Origin of the sequence: Psychrobacillus psychrotolerans, from assembly GCF_900115805.1 — a bacterium.
Taxonomy (GTDB): domain Bacteria; phylum Bacillota; class Bacilli; order Bacillales_A; family Planococcaceae; genus Psychrobacillus; species Psychrobacillus psychrotolerans.
The window spans coordinates 890,086-914,063 of sequence record NZ_FOXU01000001.1 but is presented as its reverse complement, the minus strand read 5'-3'; the positions used below and the strand labels follow the sequence as shown (position 1 = coordinate 914,063).

The window sequence follows — 23,978 nt, the reverse complement described above, 5'->3', positions numbered from 1 at the left end:
GTAGATTGAGTAATATATCATTATTACAACAAGAACTGAACAAAGCTATCATTGGGAGAGAAACAGAAATTAAATTTATGTTAATGGGGTTGTTAGTGCAGGGTCATGTACTATTGGAAAGTGTTCCTGGCTCCGGTAAAACAATGATGGCTAAAGCTTTTGCAGAAGCTATTCATGGTGAATTTAAGCGTCTACAGTTTACTCCAGATGTATTACCTTCAGATGTTACAGGTATTAGTTATTTTCATCCGCAAAAACAAGAATTTGTTCTTCGCGTAGGACCAATAATGAGTAATATATTACTAGCTGATGAGATTAATCGTGCTACTCCTCGAACTCAGTCTAGTTTGTTAGAAGCAATGGAAGAAAAGCAGGTCTCCATAGATGGGGAAACAATTCCTCTGTTAAAACCATTTATGGTAATTGCCACACAAAATCCTGTCGAATCACAACAAGGAACTTTTCCATTGCCAGCAGCGCAGTTAGATCGTTTTTTGTTTAAATTGGCGATAGATTATCCTTCAAAGGATGAAGAAAAAACTATTCTAAAACAATTTGGTCGCACTCCAGGAAAAGTAAATATAGAGAAAATCGTATCTTTGGATCAGATCGAGATGTGGTCTGAACAAGTGAAAGAAATAACCGTGCATGAGGATATCATGACCTATATTATTCAAATTGTGCATAGTACAAGGAATCATCCGTACATAGAACTTGGACTTAGTAGCCGTGCTTCTCTGGCTATTCTCCAAGCAGCGAAGGCATATGCATTTGTGAACAACAGAACATTTGTAACACCGGATGATGTGAAGAGTGTTATCGAACCAGTATGTCTTCACCGCATGAAGTTATCACCTCAAGGAATGCTAATTCATAATTTAGCAGAGATTTTAACAACAATAGTTGAAGAGGTGGAAGCACCAGTGGAGGCTAATGTGCGATGAATTGGAATCGTCATGGTGCAGGTATGAAGAATACTAGAATGTATATAGATGTTCTAGTATTTTCTCTTATTCTCTGCTTTCTATTTAAGCAGTATATTTTAGTAACAATTATTTCATTTTTATTGATAGTAGCGCTGTTACAAATAATTTATTATCGCCGAGTTGGAAAAAGGTTCGAATTTGTAAATGAAAAAAAAAGAATACGCTTAATGAAAAACACTTCCTCTGATTTTACATTGACTTTTCACAACAAAGGACTCCCAATTTGGAATGCAGTTCTAAAAATTAGTTTTCAAACGAATATAGCTCCAGATGGTATAGCCAATACAACTATAGGGGAGTTTCACGAGGTTAGAATTCCTTTTTCAATAGGATATAAAAAAACCGTTTCCTTAAAGGTACCTATTAAAGGGATATCCAGAGGCCTTGCTAGAATTAGACAGATCGAAGTACTGATACCTCATCCATTAACAGAAGGATCTATATTACTAGAGTACAAGCCGTTTATATTAATGGATGCTATTGTTTTTCCTACTATAAATGAAGTGAGGACTAATTTTCCACCATCTAAATTGAAGCAAGGTGACTTACCTTTGAATGCTTCTTTGTTTGATGATCCTTTCTTCCCTGTAGGTACACGGGAATACGAGCCTGGCGATCAATTTCATCATATACATTGGAAGGCTAGTGCAAAGACGGGACAATTACAAACAAAAGTTTTTACACGTGTGGCCAATGTGTCTGCTCTATTTGTTGTTAATGTTGGGGAAAGATACAGCGTTCTTTCTGATTTTGAAGAAAAAATAGAATGGCTAGCTTCCTACATAGATGCTTGCTACAGAGAAGAGATCCCTTTCTCATTTGCTATAAATATCCGAGCAACAGGAAAAGTTCCTTTTGTACATCTACCACTTGGTAGTGGGGATTCGCATCGTATCCAAGCAATGGAATTGCTTTCCATCCTATCGATAGCTAATAGTATTATTCCTTTTGATAAATTACTAGCATACATAGAGATACATGAGGAGTTACCAGTGGTGACGTATGTAATGACGCCTCATGTAGATAATTTTACATTGTGGCTCCATCGATGGGAACAGAGCACGAATGTAATATTAATGGCGTCTACAAAGGTAGGGGGCATATCTAATGAATGAAGTGCTTAGTTTGAAAATGGTTCAAGCGGAGTCCCTGGGCAAATACCTACAAGATATATGGATAATCGCATTAGTGTCCGTTATTTTTCATCAGGAAACGAATATCGTGTTACCTTTTTTATGGATTATACTTCAGATATTCATTGTTAGCTGCGTGCAAATAATCATGAGTAAAACTGGTCCAAGGCCAATAATTCCGTATATAGTTCCTATGAGTGTTTTACTAATACTATTTCTTTTTAATAGCCCACTCTGGTTATACATAATTGGTACGGGAATATCTATATGGCGACTACAAATACGATTTAATAAAATTCAAGATGAACAGTCAGTAGAAAGTAATTATCATTTGAGTTTCTTCCTAGTATTTTTAGTAGTTCATTTTATTTGCTTAATCATTGGGATTGAGGACTATATTTTTCCTTTATATAGCATCGTCATTTTAGGTATTGTGATCCAAAGTGCAACGAGACTATATGCTGTGTGGATAAGCACAAATAAACAAAATTCAGCTTCCTTGTCCCACGTGGCAGGTGGATTTTCTATCGGATTAGTATTTGTAGTTGGTTTATCAATGTTGGTTTATTTTACAATACCATTGTTAAGAACTGGGTTCGGTTTTCTGCTAGGTAAGGTGATGACTATAGCTATCATTCCATTTGTCCCTCTATTGGAATATCTAGATAAGTTATTAAATAAGTTAGAAATAAAAATTCCGGAAGAAATGGAACGTATCCCATCAGAAGAGCAAACGGAACTTGAACCACAAGAAGTTGTATCCGAAACTTTAGGAGGAGCATTTCCATTTGAATTAATCTTCATTGTTTTAGCTATCCTGGCGATTATACTTTTCCTTCGATTTTTAATGAAAAACAAACCAGATGAGCTAATTGCAGAGCCAAGTGTAATTCATTATTTGAATAAAGAATTAGAAGATCAAAAAGAAGAGCATGAACACATTGGTCAGCAATCCCTGTATAAAGTGGATACGTCTCTATTAAGAGAGAAGTATCAACAATTTGAAGTAGAGGCTTCGTTCTATACTTATAACCGGGCTAAAAGTGAGACAGTTCGTGATTGGTTCCGACGAATGGAATGGGTCGTGCAGGACGAGTTCTTTCAAGTATACGAAGAAGTAAGATACGGGGGCCAAACGATTTCTTCAGAGAAGGCCCAACTTTTTCAAACAAACCTGAAAACAATAAAAAATGAATTTTTTTTAGAAAAAGATGTTTAAAAAATATGGAGCGGGGCATAATAATAAAGAACACAGCAACATTCTCATTTCCCCCTTTTTAAGGATCATCCAAAAGTTATATGGATGGTCCTCTTTTTTTGGTACACTTAATGTATTAAAAAATATAAATGGGGGATTAACTATGTCAAAAAAATTTAATGTTGGTTTTATTGGTACAGGCGTAATGGGGAAAAGTTTAGTAAAGCATCTATTGAATGCTCATCATGAAGTAACGATTTATACAAGAACAAAAGAGAAGGCAGCTGACTTAGTCAAAGAAGGAGCAGTATTGGTTTCTTCCCCTAGCGAGGTTGCAAAGAAAGTAGAGATATTATTCACTATGGTTGGCTATCCACACGATGTGGAGGAAGTGTATTTTGGCGATAATGGTATTTTTCAAATAGACAATGTCAATCTAATTGTGATAGATATGACAACTTCGACACCAACTTTAGCTAAGAAAATTGAAGAAAAAGCAAAAGAGAAAGGGATGCTATCGTTAGATGCCCCTGTTTCTGGAGGAGATATTGGTGCACAGCTTGGAAAGCTTTCTATTATGTGTGGTGGGGAAAAATCGACATTTGAACAAGCACTTCCTATTCTAAGTCTATTTGGAGAAACGATTTTATACCAAGGGGCAGCTGGTGCTGGTCAGCATACTAAAATGTGTAACCAAATAACTATCGCTACAGGTATGATTGGTGTTTGTGAGGCATTAGCTTATGGAAGAAAGGCTGGCTTAGACTTAGACCAAGTTTTACGTTCCATTTCAACAGGAGCAGCAGGATCATGGTCACTTAGTAATTTGGCCCCAAGAATGATAGCAGGAAATAATGAGCCTGGCTTTTATATTAAGCACTTTGTGAAAGACATGAAGATTGCTTTAGAAGAGGCGGATAAAATGGGTCTTCAATTACCAGGTTTAGCACTTGCCAAATCCTTATATGAGGAACTAATGGAAGACGGGTATTCCGAAAATGGTACACAAGCCCTAATAAATATGTACAAATAATATAGTAATTATTTACTACTACATGTTATAATAACTGTACATATTATGAAGGTAGGCGAATTATCGTGAGCGACCAAAAAGGAATATTACTTGAAAGTGGCACAAATGAATTAGAAATCGTGGAATTTCAGGTTGGACAAAATAAATTTGGTATAAATGTGATTAAAGTTAAAGAAATAATTCAGCCTATTGGCATTACATTTATTCCACACGCGCACCCCCATGTGGAAGGGATTGTTCAACTTCGCGGAGAGGTATTGCCTGTAGTAAGCATGAACCGAGTCTTAGGAATTCCTGTTCAAAACAAGAGTGATCAAGAAAAATTTATAGTAGCAGAGTTCAATAAACAACGTGTCGTTTTCCATGTAGATAATGTCACGCAAATTCATCGTATCTCTTGGGATCAAATTGAAAAACCATCAGATATTTATCAAGGTAGCTCTTCCCATGTTATTGGAGTTATTAAAAGACATGAAGAAATGATTCTATTAATAGATTTCGAGAAAATTATTGTCGATATTAATCCAGAATCAGGTATTAGTGTGGAGTCTGTGAAAAAACTTGGTAAACGTGAGCGATCAGATAAAAAAATTGTAATAGCAGAGGACTCCCCTTTACTTCGTAAACTATTACATGACACTTTGACGGAAGCAGGTTACGCAAACCTAGAATTTTTTGAGAACGGATTAGATGCTATTAACTATTTAGACCAAATAACTAAAGTGACGAATGATATTGCTGAGCATGTACAAATCGTTGTAACAGATATCGAAATGCCTCAGATGGATGGTCATACATTGACTAAAAAGATAAAAGAGCATACTATTTTATCCAAGTTGCCTGTACTTATTTTCTCCAGTTTGATTACGGATGATCTTCGTCATAAAGGAGACCAAGTCGGAGCAGAGGACCAAATTAGTAAACCAGAAATAGCTGAGCTGGTCTTGAAAATCGACAAATTTATTTTGTAGGTTAGTCTAGGTTTATATTGAATAACGCAAAAAAAACTAGCAAGGGGATTAGTTTCTTCCTGCTAGTTTTTTTGTATATAATTTCTTACCTGTCTAAATAGGATTTCATGGTACGTTTATAGTTTTCTTTCATGTAAGACTTAGTACAAACAACAGGTTGCTTTGAAGGCTTTTTTACAATAAGTTGAGGACCAATATAATCGGTAAGTAACTGTTTAGCCATTTTTAAATTCATCTTTCTAATTGGGTTTCGATATGAGTCGTCTAAATGCCCAAGGTGGGGGAGGTTCTTAAAATCTTCTTTTACCGGAATCATATGAAAATAGTAGTCGGCATACTGGATTAAGACAGAGGATTGTTGTTGACTATTTTTAGGGTTTCGTACGAAATGAAGACCAACTTTTTTTGCTTTATTTTCAGCTATTAACTTTTCAATCGTTAACTTTTTTAATTCGTATAGCGGTTTGTTGTCTATTGCTGTTTTCGCATGACGATTAACAGTATAAATTGCTGTTGCTATGTTTTTTTCATCAAATATAACGGACATATAATCCTCCTCGAAAGTTGCTCCATAATTATATCATACCAATTTTGTAGTTAATTGTGTACACAAACCAAAAGAATAGTGAAAAATAAATATATTTGAATAATTGTCCTAAAGAAAGTAGTGAACAAACCGATAAAATGAAGTAAAGTTATTTATATAGCAAGTACTTTTATGTAATCATTGGAGGACTATATGCATAATTCATCAAATAAAAATTTAGCTATCAGTGATTATTTAATAAAGATTATCGACGAAAATCCTTTGATTCCAACATTTTTGTTGAAAAAAGAGGAACAAAATAAATTTTCCTTAATTTATGAAAATGATGCTGCTACTTCAATTTTAAATCCGTTAGATCAAAGCACATTAGAAGTAGTGTTGAACCAATTACAACCTATGCTTGTCAATAATAGTAAGCATAAGCTTTATCCAAATATACCTTTTACTATACATAAAAAGTTATTTACATATGATATAACCATTGTCCTACTAGAAGATGGAATAGAACCGATCTATAGTGTGACAATGTATGATAGGACGAACGAGGAAAAAGAAATAAGTATTTTAAAAGAGTTTAAAGATAAATATCTGTCTCTTTTTAATAATAATTTGGACCCCGTCATATCCGTTTTTGAGAATGGAGAGATCCTCGATCTAAACGGTACTACTTCAAAAATTTTAGGGTATAATCCAAAAAACTTAGTAGGACAATCTATTGAAATGTTAATAGACGAAAATTCGAGGAGAAATTTCCAGTTAATGATGAAACAAACATTAACAGGCTATCCTACAGAAATGCAAAGTTGCTTAATACAGCATGTTAAAGGGCATTATATACCGATGTATATAAAGGCTATCCCACTGGAAAAAAATAATATTGTGACTACTTTTCACTTAGTTCTGCGCGATACAACCGCAGAATCTGATGAACAAGAACAGCTATATTATCTTGCATATCATGATCACCTTACTGGCTTGTGGAATAGACGTGCATTGAAGGAACATTTACAAGATAATGTGGTGAATGCAATGTCAGGAACTGAAATTTCAGTAGTTAGGATAGATTTAGATCGTTTTAAAATGATAAATGAATCACTTGGCTACAATTACGGTGATGAATTGCTCAAGAAAATTGCAGATCGACTTGGATTATATATTGATAAATCCAGTAATTTATATAGACAAAGTGGCGACGAATTTGTTTTTATAGCGGTTGGTAAATCTAGAGACGAAACTAGTGACTTTGCAGAGAATATATTATTAGAACTTTCTAAACCTTTATACTTAGACCATCAAGAATATTTCGTCACGGCTTCAATTGGGATTTCGATGTTCCCCTATGATGGGAAAAAAATGGATGAGTTACTTATCAAAGCAGATCAAGCATTATATATTGCTAAAGATAGAGGAAGGGCACATTACCGTTTCTATCAAGAACAAATGAACTTAGCTTTTCCTAATGATGCATTAATGGAATCACATTTAAGAAGAGCAATTGAGAAGGAAGAATTCTCTATCCATTACCAGCCGCAAGTTAATCTAGTAACTGGTGAGATAAATTCATTTGAAGCATTACTTCGTTGGAATAATAGGAAGTTTGGATATGTATCCCCTATGAATTTTATACCACTTGCAGAAGAATCAGGAATGATTATGCAAATAGGAGAATGGGTGCTAGAAGAAGTTTGTAAGCAGCTAAAGTATTGGCAAGAAAAAGGCTATCGCCCAGTTAGAATCGCAGTAAATATATCGCCAAAACAGTTTATCCAAGATAACTTCGCTAGAAAGATTAACGAAAAAATACAAAAGTATGGTATCAGTCCGAGTTCGTTAGAAGTGGAGATTACCGAGAGTGCTATGACCGATATGCAAGATACTTTTTCTACTTTAAAAGAACTGAAGAATATAGGAGTTGTTATTTCAATTGATGACTTCGGAACTGGTTATTCTTCACTAAGTTATTTAAAGAAATATCCTATTGATATTATTAAAATAGATCAATCTTTTATCAAAGATATGGAATTAGACGATAAAAATACAGCTATTGCTAGAACTATTATCCAACTTGCGCACAACTTAGGGATGGAAGTAATTGCTGAGGGAGTGGAAAAGGATCGACAAGTAGAAATTCTCAAAGCGGCAAATTGCCAAAAAGCTCAGGGCTATTTGTTCAGTAAACCTGTCTCAATTGAACATATCAATGAATCTTATATGCAACGCACAAAGCCGTAAATTCGTTTAGAGAATTTACGGTTTTTTTTTATTATCTATGATAATATAATGAGTGAATGTTCATTCAATTTAAAAGGGGTGTTTATATTGTTAAAAGAGAAGACGATAATAGTTACTGGTGGTTCAAACGGGATGGGAAAATACATGGCGATGAAATTTGTTTCAGAAGGAGCAAATGTAGTCATAACTGGCCGAGATTTAGAAAAGTTGAAGAGCGCTAAAAAGGAAATAGAAGCATATGGTAGTAATATAGCGTACTTCCAAATGGATGTTCGTGAGCCTGAGCATGTAGAAGCAATGATTCAATTTGCAGATCAAACATTTGGCCATATTGATGGTTTAGTTAATAATGCAGCGGGTAATTTTATAGTAGAAGCTGAAAAACTTTCCCCTAATGGTTGGAAAGCAGTAATCGATATCGTACTTAATGGTTCTTTCTATTGTTCAAGTGCTATTGGAAACTATTGGATTAGCAAGGGGAGTAAAGGTTCTATTTTAAATATGCTTGCTACATATGCATGGGGGGCAGGAGCAGGAGTTGTCCATTCAGCTGCTGCAAAAGCTGGGGTAATGTCGTTAACAAGAACTTTAGCGGTTGAATGGGGAAGTAAATATGGTATCCGTGTAAATGGTATAGCCCCAGGACCTATCGAACGTACTGGTGGAGCAGGAAAACTATGGGAATCTGAAGAAGCTGCGAAACGAACACTTCAATCAGTACCACTGGGCCGACTTGGAAAACCAGAGGAGATTGCAGAACTCGCAACATTTATATTATCCGACAAGGCTTCATATATGAATGGAGAGATTGTTACGTTAGATGGCGGGCAATGGTTGAATCCTAATCCTTTCTAACATAAAAGTAAGCGATTACATGGTTTTTTTATTCCTTTAATATGCTATGATAGTTACATAGGGTGTTTTCTTATGATGAAAGCAAACAAAGGAGTAGGATGCAATGATAACTGTGAGCAGCAAAGACTTTTTACAAATTCCTATTTTGGAATTCATTATTTCTGCAGAGAAGGTTGCACATGTACAATTAGGAAATAACGCAGAACATGCTTTACTTGTACTTACTAAAACTGGGTATTCTTCGATTCCAGTATTAGATGTAAAATATAGACTTCAGGGGTTAATAAGCTCTCAACAAATTACGGATGAAATTTTAGGATTAGAACATATTGAATATGAACGTTTACCAGATTTAAAAGTTGACGATATTATGAAAAAAGACATCGCGGTTATTCATGTAGATGAAAAATTTCAAAAAGGGTTGGATTTATTAGTAGATAACCCGTATATTTGTGTCGTAGATGACGAGAAGACCTTTTTGGGGATTTTAACAAGAAGAGTTATTTTAAAGCAAATGAAAAAGTATCTTTATCAAGCACAATAAAATTTTAAACAGTTAGAAGGGAAGGCCAATCCTAGTTGGCCTTCTTTTTTTAGGAAAGTATACATTTGAACATAAAGTTTATGACCATGTGAGAATAAATACTAAGGATTTTTGTTCAGGTGTAGCGATGATCAATAACCGTCGCTACAATATCTCATCTGTCTCACTCATCCCGCCGAAATGATACCCTTGAACTTATAGTACTGTACCGGGAGCTTCTATCCGTTTTTTCTTATAAGCGTATAAAGCTTAAAATAATCCTATCCGAAAAGAGGTAAGCAAATGGTAACAGACTTTTTAATAATTCGTACATTAGCTGAGGAACAAAATATGAGAAAAGCAGCGGAAAGACTGTTTTTGTCTCAACCGGCATTGTCTCTTAGGCTGCAAACAATTGAAAAAGAGTGGAATACTAAGCTTTTTTTGAGATCACAAAAAGGTCTAACGGTTACGCCAGAGGGAGAACTTGTCATTGAGTTTGCTAACCAGATGCTTCAACAAAGAGAAGAAGTATTTGAAGCAATTCAATCCTTATCATCGAAAGTACATGGGACATTGAAAATTGCATGTGCTTCGATCGTTGGACAAAATTGGCTGCCAAAAGTATTAAAAGACTTTGTACAAACTTATCCAGAAGCGAAAATCTCATTATTGACCGGATGGAGCTCAGAAATTGTGAAATCCATTTATGATGGCGAGGCGCAGATTGGCATAGTGCGTGGCCAATCTGACTGGAAGGGAAATAAGATTCATTTATTTAGAGATACTTTATATTTGGTGGACAAGGAGATGACGTCGATAGAGGAAGTGTTGACGACGGATAAGCCCTTTATTCAATTTAAAAGTGATTCTAACTACTACCAGGAAATTCAACAATGGTGGCAAAAACATTTTACGGTTAATCCGAAAAGGCAAATTATTGTCGATCAAATTGAAACTTGTAAGCAAATGGCGCTAAATGGAATAGGTTATGCAATTCTACCGTCGATCACTTTAACGGGTCATGAAGATGTCAACAAAATACCATTAACGAATAATGAAGAGCAATTTGAATTGACAAGAGATACATGGTTAATCGGCTATGATGCGGCTTTCAATTTACCCCAGGTAAATGCTTTTGTCGAAATTGTAAAAAAACATGCAAATAACTTTCAATAATGGAACCTAACGATACCATTAACGTACTAATACATATATAGACAAGGGGGGAAAAAGATGTATATTAAAAAGTTTGTGGTGGTTATTTCAGCATTAATATTTTATTTAATATTTACGCCATCATTAGAAGCTTTAGCTGCACCTGAACCTGAACTAAATGTAAAAGTAACAACTGGGTTTAATGGAAAAGCAAAATATGGGGAAGGATTGCCTATAACTCTAACCGTAGAAAACAAGGGAGATGCATTTTCAGGTGACATCGTCCTAGATTTAGCGGAATCCTATCGTTTAGGAAATGCCCAGTCTATTCCTTTTGAAATTGGCGCAGGGGAAACAAAAACTATCCAAATTGCAGTAAGTGGGCTATCGGAAGACTATATGTATTCTGGAAATAGTGTTCAGTTGATTCACTTTTTTGAAGGAGGATGGGAAAAAGGGAAATCTATTGCCTACAAAGGAAATAAGACGGTGAAACCAAATTTTTCAGACCCTGCAACTACTTTCTATTTAACATTGACGGAAAGTGCAGATCGCTTAAAGGTTCTCACTCAACTGAAACAACCAAATCAGGTGAACAACGAAATTATCCATGTAGCCCAGCAGAGTAACTTTACGTTACCTGATGAAGGGGTTGCTTGGGAAATGGCAGATTATATTATTATCGATGAGTTTGTAATTGCTGATTTAACGGAACAACAACAGCAAGCATTTATCGATTATGTATCGTCAGGCGGAATAATAGTAATTGGAGCCTCTGATAATGTAATAGGTGAGCTTGGAAATCTAGCTGACTATTTACCATTAAACTTACATACGACAACACAAAGTATTACTCCTCAGAATCTAGGTGCACTAACAGGGAGCTTGTTGACAAATGATTTGAAATTATATGATGCGACTTTGAACAATGGTTCTACCCCACTAGTCCAACTCGATGGGATGATACTAGCTGGTAAGAAACAATTGGGAAGCGGAACAATCATCCAAACCACTTTTTCACTAGGGGATGCACCATTGGCAGATGATCCCGTTTATAATGACTTAATGTCTACTATATTGCAGTCAGTTCAAGTGAAAAATACACAAAGTATGTATGGTTATAATATGAAAGACGAGCTTGTATACAATCTAGGGGAAACGAATTCGTTATTTAGTTCCTTTAAGGTATCTACACCACTAATGATTGGAATTGTCGTATTTTATATGATCATAATAGTTCCATTGTTATATATTATTTTGAAAAGAAAAGATAAGCGCGAGTACGCTTGGGGTATCATTCCTCTCACTGCTATAATTGCATCCCTGGCTATTTTTGGATACGGCGCCAAGGATCGAATAGCAAGGCCGCAAGTTCAGCAATCATCGTTTCTTCAAGTAAATGAAGATAAGAGCCTACAAGGATATTATGCTGAATCTATATTGAGTAACAAAGGTGGAGATTTCACTTTTGAAGCGCCAAATACTACTACGATGGTTGCAAAAAGAGGTACTAACTCATTAACAGGTCAAACTGCAAATGTGCATGAAAATGCTATTATGGAAAAACATGCAGCCAAGAGTGAACTGATCTTCCGTGATGTTGGTTATTGGTCTGTATCTTCCTTATTTGGGGAGACCCAATTGCAAGATGTAGGTAACTTTAATGTAGATTTAACAGTAGATTCTAGTAAAATACATGGTACAGTTCAAAGTAATTTTCCTTTTGGCTTAAAGGATGTTTCTATTTGGTCGGGTAGTAAGCTATATAAGTTAGGTGACATGGCTGCTGGAGAAAAAATAGAGATAAATAAGGATTTGGGTACCGTTATGTTAATGCCCATTTCTAACCCATACGCTAGTGCAAGCTATGGAACATATAATGCAAATCAAATGGATCTAATTACACAACGTAAGCAAGCACTTTATTCATCAAGTCTTATGTTAAATAATTCAAATTCAACGCCTGCTATAACTGGTTTTGCAGAAGATAATATTCTTCCAGTTGAGTTGAAGGATAAAAAAGTGGAGCTTTCTGCCTTGCATTTAGTTATTCAACCTTTCACAGCTACTACTATTTTCTCTGGAGAATTTACACTCCCAGCTAATACATTCTCAGTAGTTGTAAATACCGAGCAATTCGGTAAATACATGGAACCAGTCCAAGGCAATAACTTCGAGTGGTATTTAGATGATGGAGAATATAATGTACACTGGAAAGTTCCAGACACACTTCCTTTAGATAAGGTGAACTGGACGCAGTTACAGATAGCGAATACAGACCGAAATTCTCATACTATTGAAATTTGGAACTTAGAAACAAAATCTTTTGAAGAGATTACAGAAAGTCGATTTACTTTAACTGAAAATATTAATACGTATATCGATCAATCAGGAGTAATCCAATACAAATTAATTAAAAAATCAGTACAAGGCGATCCATATACACGACTTCCAGAAGTGCGTATGAAGGGGGAAGTGAAGTAATGATAGAAATTAAAGGATTAACTAAAAAATACGGCTCATTTTTTGCACTTAATGATCTAAATTTAACGCTACAAGAAGGCACTGTATTTGGTTTCGTAGGTGCAAACGGAGCAGGGAAATCGACCACTTTTTCTATACTGGCTACATTACTGCAACCAACCTCTGGTGACGCCATTGTAAATGGCAAAAGTGTAAGGACAGATGCAAGTGAAGTACGTAAACAAATTGGTTATATGCCTGACTTTTTTGGAGTGTATGATCAGTTGAAAGCAAATGAATATTTAGATTTTTATGGTGCTAGTTATGGGATTTCTGAAGCGGAAAGAAAAGTATTAATTCCACAGTTGCTCGAACTAGTGAACTTGACTCATAAGCGTTATGAATATGTGGACTTACTTTCACGAGGGATGAAACAACGCTTATGCCTTGCACGAGCATTGATACATGATCCAAAGGTTCTTATATTGGATGAACCAGCTTCTGGACTTGATCCAAGAGCGCGGGTAGAGATGAGAGATATTTTAAAGCAGCTAAAAGGAATGGGGAAAACGATTCTTATATCCTCCCATATATTACCGGAGTTAGCGGAAATGTGTGATGAAATAGGTGTAATAGATGGGGGAAGACTGATCGCGCATGGCTCCGTTGCAGATATCCAAGCTCAGCTTGCAGGAGAAAGACATATTACGGTGAAAGTAAAAGGATTATTAGAAAATGTTGCTACTTTTTTTGAAGAGGATCCTTTTGTCTCTTCTGTGGAATTACACACGGATAAAAATTCAGTGACCTTCAATTATCGAGGGACTGATGACGATCAAATCGATTTACTTAAAAAGGCAATGGACCATTCGATTAGAATTATTTCCTTCGCCGAGACAGAAACGGATCTTGAGGATGTCTTTATGGAAATAACGAAAGGAGCGAAATAAATGAAGCAGGTGTTTTCTAACCCGGTATTGGTAAAGGAAATAAAGTTGCGCTTTCGTTCCCCAAAAAGTTTTGTAGGAATTCTATTTTATTTAATTGCTATGTGTATTTTTGTCTTTGGATTTATCTTACTAACAACTCAATTTACAGGAACTGGATATTTCCGTCCAGAAGAAAGCTTTTTTATGTTTGCAATGCTTACTTATATACAATTAGGTTTAATACTTTTCATCACTCCAGGCTTAACGGCAGGTGCTATTAGCTCAGAGCGGGAGAAACAAACATTGAATATATTATTAACGACCGCACAAACTTCTTTCCAAATTATTTCGGGCAAATTAACGTCATCTATTGCCTTTTTATTACTATTATTAATAGCCGGATTACCTATTTATAGTATGGTTTTCTTATTCGGTGGGGTATCACCAGGTCAATTAGGAATTATATTCTTGTTTTTCTTTTTAACGATGCTTGCTATTGGAAGTATTGGAATTATGTACTCGACCATCATTCGTAAGACGATTGTTTCTATGATTGCAACATATGGAACAATGATTTTCTTAAGTGCGGTGACGGGTTTTATTTACTTAGTAATTACAGGAATGAACAGCATGGTAGCTGGTTCGATAGCATCTTCCCCGTTCGGGCATTTCTTTGCGAGTATAAATCCGGTGGTCCTCGTCTTAACACTTATATCACCAGGGTCAGATACATTTATAACAGATACAACGAAGGTCGATTTCCCTATTTGGGCAGGCTACGCCATCTTCTATATTTGTATTACAGTAATATCAATTTTCATATCGGTGAAAAAATTACGAGTAAATATGAAACGGACAAAATAAGGAGGACAAATGGATGACTACTCCGAAAAAACTGATCAGATACGCCCAAAGGGCAAGAAATAGTCTAGCTATGGAGCATTATGTCAGAATGCTCCAAGCGGCCCTCTTTTATGGTTTTAGTGCCACTGCGCTTATCCTATTGGTATCTCGTTTATTTGTCTTTCCATATTATTTAAGAACTTCCATCATTGTTGGAAGTTCTGTTTTTATAGGCACTTATCTTTATGCTTTTTGGAAAAGACCCTCAAGTGGAGAAGCAGTACAAAAGTTGGACACATATTTTGTTGATAATTTACTTGTAAGTGCTTTAAGTTTTCTAGAGGGGAAATCTCTTCTTGCTAAAGGATTAATAGACAAAGCAGAAACAAACAGTGAGAGTGCTTTCCTTCTTTTTAAGAAGCGTGACAAAAAATACTTTAAGCCCAAATGGATTATAGGGCTTGTTTTGGCTTTTGCAGCAGTTCTCAGTTTGTATGTATTCCCAGCTGCAACGCAATTAGAAGCTAAGGATTTGGAACAAGAGAAAGAGATTGTAAAGGAACTAAAGAAAGAAGTAAGTAAGCTTGAGAAAAAGGAATTGTCAAAGCCAGTAAAAAAAGAATTGAATGATCTTAAAGAAAAACTTAAAGATTTAGATATAGCAGAAGAAACTTTGCGTGAAGTGGTGAAAAAGCAAAAAGAATTAGCACTAAAAGAACAGAAGCTAGAAGAAAAGAAAAAGGTAGCCGAACAAGAAGGGACGTCTGAATCCTCTTTAAGTACCGAGGAGCAAAAAGAACTCGCTTCGTTAGAGGATATTAATAATGCACTAGCTAAAAGTGCATCAAATTCTCGAACTAAACTAAGTAAGATGGGGAAATCTTTACCATACAGTGCTGGGGTAGCTCAAAATAATAGTTCGCAATCTTCAAGCAATAAAAATGGGCAGCAGGGAAAAAATCCACCTAATTCTGGCGCAGGACAAAGTCAAAGTCAAAGTCAAAGTCAAAGTCAAGGCCAAGGCCAGGGCCAGGGACAAGGCCAGGGACAAGGCCAGGGACAAGGACAAGGCCAGGGACAAGGACAAGGACAAGGACAAGGCCAAGGCCAAGGACAGGGTCAAGGCCAAGGAACAGGGTCAGGCGCAGGTTTAGGTTCAGGAAGTAGAGATTTACTGTCTATACCTACAAGGATTGGTGGAAACGGGAAAACTTCAGTCGATTCAGGTGGACTTGGAGACGGAAATTCTGCTAGTGAACAACCAGCGGATACTGCTATAACACGCGGCTCATCAAGACCATATAAAGAGGTAGTTAATGATTATTCGGAGTCTTATATAAAAAGTTCCGAGCGTATGCAATTACCAGCTGACTTACAAAGAATCGTCCAAGATTACTTTTCATCAGTTGAAAAAAGAGAATAACGGAGGGGAAACATGACTTATACAACAGAAGACTATATGGATATGAGTAAGCGTTTAGATGATGTTCGAACGGAAATAGGTCAATTTATAGTTGGTCAAAAGGAGGCTGTTGAATTCTCCATTTATTGTGTGTTGGCTGATGGGCATGCCCTTCTCGAGGGATTACCCGGATTGGGTAAAACAATGCTCATACGGACAGTTTCGGAAGTGTTAGATTTATCCTTTTCACGTATTCAATTCACGCCTGATTTAATGCCATCTGATATAACTGGTACTAGTATGATTGAAAGATTAGAAAATGGTAAACAACAATTTACCTTTCAAAAGGGACCAATCTTTAGCCAAATGGTGTTAGCCGATGAGATAAATCGCGCCACACCTAAAACACAAAGTGCATTGTTAGAGGCTATGGGAGAAAAAACAGTTACCGTGCTCGGTGACACTAAACAAATGGACCGACCTTTCTTCGTCCTTGCAACGCAAAATCCAATTGAAATGGAAGGTACCTACCCTTTACCAGAAGCTCAAATGGACCGTTTTTTATGTAAAATCTTAGTAGCATATCCTTCTAAAGCCGAGTTAATGGAAATAACAAAACGCACGACAGGTGGATTAACGATTCAACTGAATAAAGTAATGAACGCCGAAGAAATAGTGCGTGCACAGCAAATGGTAAAGGAAGTCCTTATAGCAGATGATATGTTGGAATATGCAGTAGATATTATTGCCGCAACGCATCCTGAGGAAGCAAGCATCCCTGAAATAGCCCAATATGTTCAATATGGAAGTGGTCCTCGTGGATTACAAAGTCTCATAAAGTTAGCCAAAGCGAGAGCATTGGTTGCTGGGAGATATCATGTGTCGATAGCGGATATTAAAACAGTGGCTAAACCGGTATTGAGACATCGTTTATTACTCAATTATGAAGGGGAAGCAGAAGGTAAAACGGCAGATGGACTAATCGATCTTATCTTACAAACAGTAAAACAAGGACAAGTTGTATGAGTAGTGAACAATTAGTACCAAAGGACTGGGCAGGTAAGCTAAGTAGATTATCCATCTCAACTAAATCGAAACTCAGAGGCCAACATAAAGGCTCCCACCGATCTCAGCGTTTTGGTGCATCTCTAGATTTTTCGGATTTTCGTGAATACTCGCCAGGTGATGATGTACGGCAAATAGATTGGAATGTTTATGCACGTACAGACAAGTATTTTATTAAACGTTTTTTAGACGAACAAGAAATGCGAGTGCATATCTTACTTGATACGACTAAGTCTATGGGAGATTCACTGAAATGGAACTTTGCTAAGCAATTAGCTGCTTCTTTAGGAATTCTTGTATTACAGAGAGATGATCGATTATCTTTTTCAGCTGTTAATGAAGACAAAAAGCCGCCCTTTAGAAGAAAGGGTGCAACCTACCGAAAAGCGTTCGTTCAAACAATTTCTGACATAGACGAACCAGCAATGACTTCCACTTTTACAGATAATGCACTTCCTTTTTTACCGAAAGATAGTACTGTATTGTTTGTGATTACAGATTGCTTAGAAAGTATTGAATCATGGGAACGATTTCTACAGAAATTGCCAAAATTCGCTGGTGATATTCGAATATTACAAGTAGTTACTGATGAGGAGCTCGCTCCATCATACGGTGGGGATGTTCAATTAGAAGATATTGAAACGTTGGAACAAGTAAATGTCTCTATTTCCTCCAGAGTACTTGAATCATTTCATCGAGAAAGAAAAGAGCATCAACAACGATTAGAACTACTTTGTCATAAGTTTGGTATTAAAATACTGCAGGTAAATGCACATGAAGGAATATCACATACAATGTTTCAACAATTATTAAGAGCAAATTGGGTGCAATGAGGTGAATAGGTTTGGGTATTAATCAGTTAATATATTCTTGGACAGCCATTTTCCCAATTGCTGTGCTTTTATATTATTTTTTTCGAAAAAAATATGTAAAAAAATCTGTTTCCTCTACACTGTTTTGGCAGGAGGCAATGAAAGAAACAAAGGCATCCCCATATTTACAACATTTGCAGCGGAATGCTTTGTTTTATTTACAAATGCTCGCCATGCTTTTGCTTGTTCTAGCATTACTTCAACCTTATTGGAAAACAAAATCGATTGCTGGGGAACAGATTGTGTTTGTCGTAGATACTTCTGCAACGATGAAAGTAAATGTAAATAATGCTACTTCTCTTTTTGAACAGCATAGAAGTAAAATGCTTGAGTTAGTCAAGGAATTATCGGGTAAGCCCTTAACAATAATCACAACGGGAAACGAGCCAGTTGTCCTATTGAGGCAAGAAAAGAATACAGAGCAAATGATTAAAGAGATAAATAAACTAGAGATAAGCTATGAAGCAGAAAATATGTCAAAGTCTCTTGATTTTACCCAATCCTTTTTTCAAGATAAAGCAACCTCTGTGTATATTTTTACAGATGATTTAGAAAGGCAATCTCTTCCGTTGCAACATGAAAATGTAAGCTGGAATGTGGAAGCTTTAACAACTGTGGTTACCAATGCATCTATTAAAAGATTTGGTGCAACAGAAACAGCAAATGGAATTTCTACACTAGTTCAAATTGAAAATCAGTCAGAAAAAGAGAGTACAACAGAGCTGACGATATCCAATGAAGAGAAAATATTAGTAACGGAAGTTGTCAATTTACCGCCAAAAGAAACGATTACATTATCTTTCGATGAACTAGTCAATTCAAGTTATTTAAAAGCAAATATAGACATCCAAGATTCTTACCTTTTAGATAATGAAAATATTATATTCATGCAGGATCAATTGTCTAATGTTTTCATAGATAGCACCATACATTCGCTAGTTCGAACTGCTTTTCAGTCATTAGACATTAAGGTGAGTAGTGTTCCTCCAGAGCAAGTTGGTTTGTTGAAAGATGAAGGTATGATGGTCACCAATCAGTTTGGCGTAAATATAGAAGATGAAAGGCCAATCTTATATATAGGCAGGAATGATGCTATACCAAATGAAGTAAATGGAAACGTTCAGACAACTGAATCTCCATTATTTGCTTTCGCTGATTTAAGGGACATATATGTGAGTTCAGTGTATCCGCCTATAGAGGGCTATACTACTATTGCTTCTGTAGGGGATGATCCATTCATCCAAACCTCACCATCTGGAAATATTATTATCCTTGCAGATATTCAAATGACAGATTGGCCACTGAGTCCTACGTTTCCACTATTTATGTGGAGTGTAAAGGAGCAACTTTCATCAGGAAGTGATTATTTAGGAACATTCACTCCTAACGAGAGAAAGCCTCTATCTCTTGGTGCTTTGGACGAGTGGGAAATTTATACGATGAATGATGAATATGAATATGCTATTGAAAATGGTGGGAAGTTCGTAGCACCAAATAAACCAGGCTTATATGTTCTACGTTCGAAAGATGCTGAGAAGAATCTTTCAGTCATATTGCCTCAAGAGGAAAAAGTAATTGAAAAAGGTACTTCATATAAAGTGAATGGACAACAGATGAATGCCGAGGAAGACTATCAAGCCAATTCCTTTGTTCCATATATATTAATATTACTAATTTTACTATTTGTAATAGAGTGGGAGGTGCAAAGAAGACGTGGATTTACGAGTTGACCAACCACTTTGGCTTTTACTATTAATTCCTATTGGTTTTTATTTTCTTTGGACTTGGCGAAAAGATAAGAAAATCTTTAAGCGAGAGGGGAAAGTAGTCTTTAGTATCCGGATACTGGCTATTCTGTGCTTAATATTAGGAATTACTAATCCCTATCTTTTGTTACCTATCAAAGAAGAGCAGGTTCTGTTTTTGGTAGATCGCTCTGCTTCTCTACAAGGAACTGACAAACAAATAACGGAGTGGGTAGATGAAAGTTTAAAATCTAAAAAAATGAGCCATTTAGTAGGTGTTTATACATTTGCAGAGAATTTTCAAACGGAAGTAGCGCTAACAACGGGAGAAGTGAATTTACCAGTTTTCACTCCTATGTCAGATCCAAGTAATACAGATTTAGCGAAAGCCCTGCAGCTTTCAACAGGTATTATTGAGCCAAACAAAGCTACAAGAATTGTCCTCTTTACAGATGGGATAGAAACAATTGGATCTGTTAGTGATGAAATTGTGAAAATCGCAGGAGGGAATGTCACGATAGATGTTGTTCAAATGGCTCGACTGTCATCGGAAGATGTCGCTATAACTTCCTTTGAGACGCCGCCTGTGGCTTTTGAAGGAGAACAGCAACAATTAAATGTTACCCTGGATGCCACAAGTGAAGCAGTGGCCGAGTTACTTCTATATCAAAATGATCAGCTACTCACGCGCGAACAAATAAATGTAGAACCTGGCACTAATACGTATACATTTAGAAATGCATCTAAGGGCGAAGGATTACTTAAATATGAAGTACAAGTTGTGCTGGCTGAGGATGGACTAATAGAGAATAACAAGTTGACAAGTGTCACAAATGTAGAGAGTTCTCCACGACTTCTAATAGTTACGGATGACGGTAATTCTTCTAATATTGCCACAGTCATTGATCAACAAGCGATTACAACGGATGTTATAGATGCAGGTGTCCTGCCTTTTGATTTATCAAATTATTTATCATATGATGCGATTATATTTGATAATGTACCTGGTCATGTCGTCGGTGAACAGAAGATGATGGTTATTGAACAGGCTGTGAAAAACTTTGGTGTGGGTTTTATGATGGTCGGAGGGAAAAACAGCTTTGGCTTAGGAGGCTATTTTAAGAGTCCTATTGAGCGATTATTACCAGTGGAGATGGAGATAAAAGGAAAGCAACAACTGCCTTCACTGGGGTTAATTATCGTTATGGATAGGTCAGGTAGTATGAGTGGAACAAAATTAGAATATGCGAAGGAAGCAGCAGCGCGTTCTGTAGAAATGCTTCGAGAAGGAGATACACTCGGATTTATCGCTTTTGATGATCGACCATGGGAAATAATTGAGACTGCTCCATTGAATGACCAAGAAACAGCTGTAGAAAGCATACTATCTGTAGGGACAGGCGGAGGAACAGAAATTTATACGAGCTTAGCGCTAGCATACGAAAATTTATCACCTCTTAAACTTCAGCGAAAACATATTATCTTGTTGACAGATGGTCAGTCAGCTACCAACAATGACTATCAAACGTTGATAGAAGGTGGTAAAGAGGGATTAATAACAGTCTCCACTGTTGCAGTTGGGCAAGATGCGGATAGATCTTTACTAGAAAGTTTAGCAGAAATGGGAGGGGGCACGTTCTACGATGTCCAAGATGAATCTACTATTCCTGCTATAATGTCCACCGAGACAGCAATGATCTCAAGAACCTATATTGAAGATAATCCGTTCTATCCCACTATTTTTGGAGATGCTGCATGGACAAGTTTGTTTGCAGAAGGAGTTCCTCAAATGAATGCCTATATTGCTACAACACCTAAACAAACAGCTTCCGTTGTTGTTGAAAGTGAAAAAGAGGATCCGGTATTAGCTGAATGGATGTATGGACTCGGTCGCACAATTGCTTTTACATCGGATTCCACTGGTGAATGGAGTGGTGACCTAGCGAGATGGGCTAATTGGGGAGATTTTTGGAATACAGCAGTCTCCAGGTTACTACCAGCATATAGTGAGGTGCCTTTTTCTATTCAAAAGTCCTCGGATGAATCCTTTACTGTTACAGATCCGTCAGGAAAGTCATCATTTTTGGACGTAGCAGTTGTCAATGAAAAAGGCGAAGAGGTTTCTGTTACATCTGAAGCAATTGCACCAGGTAAAGCAAGGGTAACAATAGATAGTGAACCAGGATTAGTGTTTTTCCGAATTTCCAATGAACAAGATGCTGTTTACCAGGCAGGTATTTCCGTTCCTTATAGCGAGGAATACAAAATACAAAAGCCGAATACAGCAATTCTGGAGATGATTACAAGTAGAACAAATGGAAAGATGCTAACCGAACCATCTGAAGCTTTCCGAGAAATGGAACTCTCTAGTTCAGAGAAACAATCTATTCAACAGTCTCTTCTATTGCTAGCTATCTTCTTGTTCTTTTTCGATATTACAATAAGAAGATTTGGTTTCCACCTATTGCTTTCTCCGTTCAAAAGATCTGGTAAAAAAGCGGAGCCAGTAAATACGACTACAACCTACGTGGGGAAACTAGTTAGAGAAAAGAAAAAGAGATAAGGCATAAAATTACCAAAAAAGGATGCTTGATGGTTGTGACAGAAGTCATAACCATCAAGCATCCTTAAAATTTCTCTCGGAATCATACAGCAAAAACGTCTCAATCAGGTTACTTTCGAGAAAGAGTTTTGATAAGTTAATTATAAATTAAATTATCGGTTTTTTTCTTTTAATCCATATAAGTGTGATAGCCCACGAAGCTAGTAGTATGATAGATCCTACTATGAACGGATAGCTTATATTAATATCAAAAAACATCCCTGCTAGCGCTGGTCCAATCATACTTCCTAAACTCATATAAGCATTATTCATACCAGCAGCAAATCCTTGCTCATTACCTGCCATTTTAGAAATTACTGTATTTACTGCTGGTCGGATAAGTGTAGTTGCAGTAGAGAAGATAGATGCGACAAGTAATACAAGTGCAAAGCCGTCTACTACAAAGAATAGTAGAAAAGCTATTGCAGCAACAACCAAATTGACTAGGATAACATTTAATTCGCCAAAACGTTTAAATAGTTTCTCCACTACTAACGTTTGCACGATGACACCTATAAACCCACCAACTGTTAAGACAACAGCAATATCCTGTGGAGTATAGTTATACTTATGATCTACATATAATGAGAACGTCGTTTGGAAGTTTGCTATTCCAAAAGTGAAAACAAAAATTATGATTAACATCATGAAGTAAGGTGTCTTCACTGAATTTTTCATCTGTGTGATGATGTTTTCGCGCTTTTTAGGCCCCGACGGTATTTCGGAAACAGTATTTTTAATATCGGGTAGAATGATTAAAGATATTATTCCTGCAATCAAAGCTGCTAAAGATGCCATGTAAAATGGGAACGATAAGCTTACACTTGCTAAAAATCCTCCAAGCGCTGGTCCAATCATAAAGCCTAGTGACATAGAAGCTCCTAAGAATCCCATTCCTTTCCCACGCTCTTCTAATGTAGTAATATCTGCAACAAATGCCATAGTGGCTGGTATTAAAAAGGCTCCCCCAATACCACTTATAAATCGTGCAGCATACAACATCCATTCATATGTAGCTAACCCAAACCATAATTGAGATGCCGAAAAAATGACCAATCCTACAATAATTAGTTTTTTTCGTCCCAGTTTATCAGATAGGTCACCTGCAAGTGGGGAAAATAGAAACTGACCTAATGCAAAGGAAGCTATAATAAATCCGAGAGCTTGACCAGCAACACCAAAGGTTTCTAGGTATTGAGGCATTACTGGAATTACTAATCCTATCCCCGACATAGCAATAAACATATTGAACATTAAAATATATAATGCCGAACTATTTGTTTTCTTCGCCATAATACTCCTGCTTTCTGTAATTACTTTTATGCGTCTATAGATTCTACCATATTCCTAAAAGAATAAAAACTTTCGAGTAACGAATTATATAATATTTAACATAAAAAAAACCGAGAAAAAAGACGCCC

19 protein-coding genes are annotated in these 23,978 nt (G+C 36.4%); 17 read left to right on the top strand and 2 right to left on the bottom strand.

Annotated elements, in window-relative coordinates; translation table 11 throughout:
* The first annotated feature begins 5 nt into the window (after window positions 1-5).
* From BM260_RS04775 to BM260_RS04755, 5 genes are all read left to right on the top strand, one after another.
* Complete coding sequence (locus BM260_RS04775) at window positions 6-944, top strand: AAA family ATPase (RefSeq protein WP_093535499.1); 939 nt, start codon at window positions 6-8, stop codon at window positions 942-944.
* Complete coding sequence (locus BM260_RS04770; RefSeq protein ID WP_093535497.1) at window positions 941-2,101, top strand: DUF58 domain-containing protein; 1,161 nt, start codon at window positions 941-943, stop codon at window positions 2,099-2,101. The genes BM260_RS04775 and BM260_RS04770 overlap by 4 nt, the downstream gene beginning before the upstream one ends.
* A complete protein-coding gene (locus BM260_RS04765) occupies window positions 2,094-3,338 on the top strand; it encodes a hypothetical protein (protein ID WP_093535494.1) in 1,245 nt (414 codons plus the stop codon). Before BM260_RS04770 ends, BM260_RS04765 begins: the two co-directional genes overlap by 8 nt.
* A 142-nt stretch (window positions 3,339-3,480) precedes the next feature.
* Window positions 3,481-4,350 (top strand): NAD(P)-dependent oxidoreductase, encoded by an 870-nt coding sequence (locus BM260_RS04760; RefSeq protein WP_093535492.1) that lies wholly within the window; start codon window positions 3,481-3,483, stop codon window positions 4,348-4,350.
* A 65-nt stretch (window positions 4,351-4,415) separates the two neighbouring features.
* Window positions 4,416-5,321, top strand: coding sequence for a chemotaxis protein (locus tag BM260_RS04755; RefSeq protein WP_093535490.1), 906 nt, complete (start codon window positions 4,416-4,418; stop codon window positions 5,319-5,321).
* An 85-nt stretch (window positions 5,322-5,406) separates the two neighbouring features.
* On the opposite strand, the gene BM260_RS04750 is transcribed toward BM260_RS04755, so the two are convergent.
* On the bottom strand, window positions 5,407-5,868 hold the full coding sequence (locus BM260_RS04750; RefSeq protein WP_093535488.1) for a YkyB family protein: 462 nt from the start codon (window positions 5,866-5,868) through the stop codon (window positions 5,407-5,409).
* Window positions 5,869-6,060: 192 nt separating this feature from the next.
* Between BM260_RS04750 and BM260_RS04745 the strand changes: the two genes are divergently transcribed.
* The 12 genes from BM260_RS04745 (at window position 6,061) to BM260_RS04690 (ending at window position 22,518) form a co-directional block, all read left to right on the top strand.
* The gene (locus tag BM260_RS04745; protein ID WP_093535486.1) at window positions 6,061-8,100 is read left to right on the top strand and encodes a sensor domain-containing protein; all 2,040 of its coding nucleotides are present in this window, start codon (window positions 6,061-6,063) and stop codon (window positions 8,098-8,100) included.
* Between the two features lie 87 nt (window positions 8,101-8,187).
* Window positions 8,188-8,955: a 2,4-dienoyl-CoA reductase gene (gene fadH, locus BM260_RS04740; protein ID WP_093535484.1), complete on the top strand. Its 768-nt coding sequence runs from the start codon at window positions 8,188-8,190 to the stop codon at window positions 8,953-8,955.
* 103 nt (window positions 8,956-9,058) lie between these two features.
* On the top strand, window positions 9,059-9,499 hold the full coding sequence (gene cbpB / locus BM260_RS04735; protein ID WP_093535482.1) for a cyclic-di-AMP-binding protein CbpB: 441 nt from the start codon (window positions 9,059-9,061) through the stop codon (window positions 9,497-9,499).
* A 282-nt stretch (window positions 9,500-9,781) separates the two neighbouring features.
* Window positions 9,782-10,657, top strand: coding sequence for a LysR family transcriptional regulator (locus BM260_RS04730; RefSeq protein WP_093535480.1), 876 nt, complete (start codon window positions 9,782-9,784; stop codon window positions 10,655-10,657).
* Between the two features lie 57 nt (window positions 10,658-10,714).
* The gene (locus tag BM260_RS04725) at window positions 10,715-13,120 is read left to right on the top strand and encodes a hypothetical protein (protein WP_093535478.1); all 2,406 of its coding nucleotides are present in this window, start codon (window positions 10,715-10,717) and stop codon (window positions 13,118-13,120) included.
* Complete coding sequence (locus tag BM260_RS04720) at window positions 13,120-14,049, top strand: ABC transporter ATP-binding protein (protein WP_093535476.1); 930 nt, start codon at window positions 13,120-13,122, stop codon at window positions 14,047-14,049. Before BM260_RS04725 ends, BM260_RS04720 begins: the two co-directional genes overlap by 1 nt.
* Window positions 14,050-14,892 (top strand): ABC transporter permease, encoded by an 843-nt coding sequence (locus BM260_RS04715; protein WP_093535474.1) that lies wholly within the window; start codon window positions 14,050-14,052, stop codon window positions 14,890-14,892.
* Window positions 14,893-14,905: 13 nt separating this feature from the next.
* Window positions 14,906-16,294 carry a hypothetical protein gene (locus BM260_RS18170; protein WP_139219896.1) on the top strand — a complete coding sequence of 463 codons (1,389 nt, stop codon included), beginning with the start codon at window positions 14,906-14,908 and terminating at the stop codon, window positions 16,292-16,294.
* A gap of 12 nt (window positions 16,295-16,306) precedes the next feature.
* A complete protein-coding gene (locus tag BM260_RS04705; protein WP_093535472.1) occupies window positions 16,307-17,299 on the top strand; it encodes an AAA family ATPase in 993 nt (330 codons plus the stop codon).
* Complete coding sequence (locus BM260_RS04700) at window positions 17,296-18,171, top strand: DUF58 domain-containing protein (protein WP_093535470.1); 876 nt, start codon at window positions 17,296-17,298, stop codon at window positions 18,169-18,171. Before BM260_RS04705 ends, BM260_RS04700 begins: the two co-directional genes overlap by 4 nt.
* Before the next feature lie 11 nt (window positions 18,172-18,182).
* Window positions 18,183-19,940, top strand: a complete 1,758-nt coding sequence (locus BM260_RS04695; protein WP_093535468.1) for a vWA domain-containing protein — start codon at window positions 18,183-18,185, stop codon at window positions 19,938-19,940.
* Window positions 19,924-22,518, top strand: a complete 2,595-nt coding sequence (locus BM260_RS04690; protein WP_093535466.1) for a VWA domain-containing protein — start codon at window positions 19,924-19,926, stop codon at window positions 22,516-22,518. Before BM260_RS04695 ends, BM260_RS04690 begins: the two co-directional genes overlap by 17 nt.
* A 147-nt stretch (window positions 22,519-22,665) precedes the next feature.
* Here the strand turns inward: BM260_RS04690 and BM260_RS04685 are convergent, their stop codons facing one another.
* On the bottom strand, window positions 22,666-23,850 hold the full coding sequence (locus tag BM260_RS04685) for an MFS transporter (protein ID WP_093535464.1): 1,185 nt from the start codon (window positions 23,848-23,850) through the stop codon (window positions 22,666-22,668).
* Window positions 23,851-23,978: the final 128 nt, after the last annotated feature.